Annotated in this window: 2 protein-coding genes; both read left to right on the top strand. The window is 39.6% G+C overall.

The features are described 5' to 3' along the window. Positions 1 to 648: 648 nt before the first annotated feature. On the top strand, positions 649 to 1,980 hold the full coding sequence (locus PX636_RS14575) for an RNA-guided endonuclease InsQ/TnpB family protein (RefSeq protein WP_002798119.1): 1,332 nt from the start codon (positions 649 to 651) through the stop codon (positions 1,978 to 1,980). Continuing rightward, the coding region (gene hmpF / locus PX636_RS14580; RefSeq protein WP_288117668.1) for a pilus motility taxis protein HmpF at positions 1,959 to 3,191 on the top strand (1,233 nt) is incomplete at its 3' end. The genes PX636_RS14575 and hmpF, both read left to right, overlap by 22 nt.

Consider the following 3,191-nt stretch of genomic DNA (forward strand, 5'->3'; position numbering starts at 1 on the left):
AACACGAGCCGATTTATGAGATTGACTGCCGAATTTTTTGAGACTAGGACAGTACATTTGCGCTGAAAAATCTCCAAAAATTTTCCAGTGGGGAAGAGGGAAAATTGAGAACAAATGTATGAATCAAAAAGAAAAACTCGAATGATAGAAATTAAAAAATTTTTGGGATCGGATGGTTACACCGAAACCACAGACGGGCTGCTCCTAGCCTCGATCGCCAACTCTTTCTAAAACCGATTACCGAAATAACACGGGAGCATGAAAGCCATTCTCTTTTTAAGCAATGGATGAAATGCGACCCGACGGGTTTTAACCCGTCGTATCCTTTTCCTCTAATTTTAGACTATCAATCCAGTCTTCGATGAGTGCTGTTATGGTTTTGTCTTTCTGGGCAGCATATCAATATAGCTTATTTCTTCTGCGGTCAAAACGAATTGTTAATGATTTAGTCTTCATACATATATAATTAAGCTAAGACGTATTTAAACCGCTTATTCTTAGATTAGCCGAATCTCCCCCCCCAACCCCCCGACGTCGGGGGGGGGTTGCCTCTTGCAAGAGTGCCTCTTGCCTCGTCTCAACAAGCAATTTAAATTACGAACAGCTTAGTGCATTTATGTTAGTATAACATCAGGAGGTAAAAATACAATGTATAGATGCCAGCAAAATCTAATGAGCATGGATAAACATTTAAAGGCTATCCTTGAGTCCATTTGTGCTGAGTCTCATAAGCTGACTAACTGTGGAATTTATTATGCCCGTCAACTTTATTTCAAAACCCATAAAATTATTGGTAAATTTGATTTAGAGAAAGAGTATAAAAACAACAAACACTATCAAGTTTTATCCTCTCAGGCAGCACAGCAAATACTTAGAAGTATTGCTGAGTCCTTTAAATCATTTAAAGAGCTAAACCAGAAATATAGAAAGGGAGAGTTAACAGATGAGCCTCATCTACCTAAATACATAAAAAAAGAAGGTCTGTTCCTTGTCACTTATCCCAAGCAAGCCCTAAAATGGGTTGATAATCAAATTGGAATCCCTTTAGGAAAAACTGTTAAGCAATGGTTTGGACTTGATAGCTTCTATTGGCCAATGACCTCCAATTTGAGGTTTCAAGAAATTAAGGAATTAAGAATACTGCCCAGAAATCATTGTTTTTATGTTGAGTTTGTTGATGAGAGTAAACCAGTCGAGATTGAGGTCAATCCCGATAATGTACTAGGTTTAGATCCGGGTTTAAACAATTGGCTAACAGGAGTTTCTAGTCTTGGTACTAGCTTTGTAATTGATGGAAGGCATCTTAAGTCTGTTAATCGTTGGTACCACAAGCAGGTAGCTACTCTCAAAGAAGGAAAACCTCAAGGATTTTGGTCAACTCAACTCGCTAAAATCACAGAAAAGCGTAATCGAAAAATAAGAGATGCTGTTAATAAAGCAGCTAGACTTGTTATTAATCACTGTCTTGAGCATCAAAGGAACAAAGACCAAAAGGGGGAAGGTAATTTAGGCAAAAAGAACCATCAATCTTTTGTTTCAATTCCGACAGCAAAACTCAAAGAACGTATTAGACAATTGTGTGAACATTGTGGGATTAAGTTTATTGAAACAGAAGAAAGTTATACCTCAAAAGCTTCATTTTTAGACAATGACTCGCTACCTAAATTTGTTGAAAAAACCGAAGGGTGGCAACCATCAGGAAAGAGAACAAAAAGAGGATTGTATCGGACTGCTCAAAATCAGTATATTAATGCTGATGCTAATGGGGCAGCTAACATAATTCGGAAAGTAAGCACAACACTTAATTTTGATTTAAGTCGAGTGTCTAGGGGCGTTTTGACTCGTCCTCAGAAATTCAAGTGCTGGTCAGCTAAAAAGACGCGAAGTCCGCTGAGAATCCTCCGTCATTTATGGGTCGGAGAAGTCAAAAAAACTTTTATTATGGAGGACAACTACTCGTGCTATACCTTGCAGAAGTAAAAAAACAGACTAGAGGTTTTATCGGTGGTTACAAAACCGAATTGAAACTATTGGCCTGTCAGCATAATGATCAGACGTGGAGTGCCATACCGGGGGAAGATATCTTAACCTACGACGAAACTAACTCCCTGGGTGAAGGTGCGCTTCTCTTGGTAAATTTGAGCAATAATCGTCAACTGCAAGGAAACCCGGAATTAGCGGGAGCGGAGATGGTGCGGCAACTGCAAAAGATTTCCCGTTTGATGGAGCGCAGCAAGAAAGATCAAGAGAAAATGGAGCAGTGGAAACAATCCCTCACCTATCAAACCGAGATTCTCAACCGCCAGAAAATGGAAATGGAGACAAGAATCGAGCAAATTGAACAAATAGAGGCAGAATTCGATTATTTAGAGCGCAAAAGACAAGAACTGGAAACCCTAAAACAACAATTAAACGAGCAACAGCGACACCTGGAAGAAGGACAAATAAATTGTAACTCCTACCCCAATCTTTCCCCAGAAAAACAACAATTTATTCGCTCTCTAGCGGAGCGTTTAGCTAATAATCATGATCGGGGCAATTCTCCCTCACAAATTCTCCATTCCACTCTTGAATCTGTGCAGGAACAACAGACAATTTTAAATAGTTGTTGGCAGAGTTTAGAGGAGCAGAAAAAAGCTGTAGAAAATCGTCAGGTCGCCAACGATGAAATGCTCGATTATCTCGAACAAAGAGCTAGGGAATTACAGACGAGTCGCAGTGCTTTGGAAACGGCTAAAATACAATTACAAATACAAGAAACTGTTCTGAGTCAAAAACAGGAATTATTCGAGCGCCTTAACCTCACCCTACAAACCACTGATTCTACTCGACAAATGCTCCTTCGTCTCCTGCAAGGGGAAGAACTAGATTTTGATGGTAAAATCGATCTAGAAGCTCTTGAAAAAATGCCTTTAGAAGAATTGGAGAGCTTAGTTAAGAACTTACAAACAGACCTCAAGCGCTGGGAAATTTTTGTCAACGACGAAGAGGAAGAATTAACTCTCCAATGCCAAACCGTGGAAGAATTAGAAGCAAGAATGGCCACAATAGATGAATCCGAGCGAGCTAATTTAGAATCCGAATTAGCCGAGGAACAGGAAAAAAAAGGAATGCTGGCGGCAACTTTGGTCGGACAAAGACGTAATCTCCAGGAAAGGCAAGCTATTCGCTCTCAACATCTGAAAATTCTG

The sequence above is a fragment of the Microcystis sp. M53598_WE2 genome, from assembly GCF_030067735.1.
In the GTDB taxonomy this organism is placed as follows: domain Bacteria; phylum Cyanobacteriota; class Cyanobacteriia; order Cyanobacteriales; family Microcystaceae; genus Microcystis; species Microcystis aeruginosa.

Coding starts and splice junctions, on each gene's coding strand:
- PX636_RS14575 (WP_002798119.1), top strand. CDS start 649: ATGTATAGATGCCAGCAAAATCTAATGAGCATGGATAAACATTTAAAG.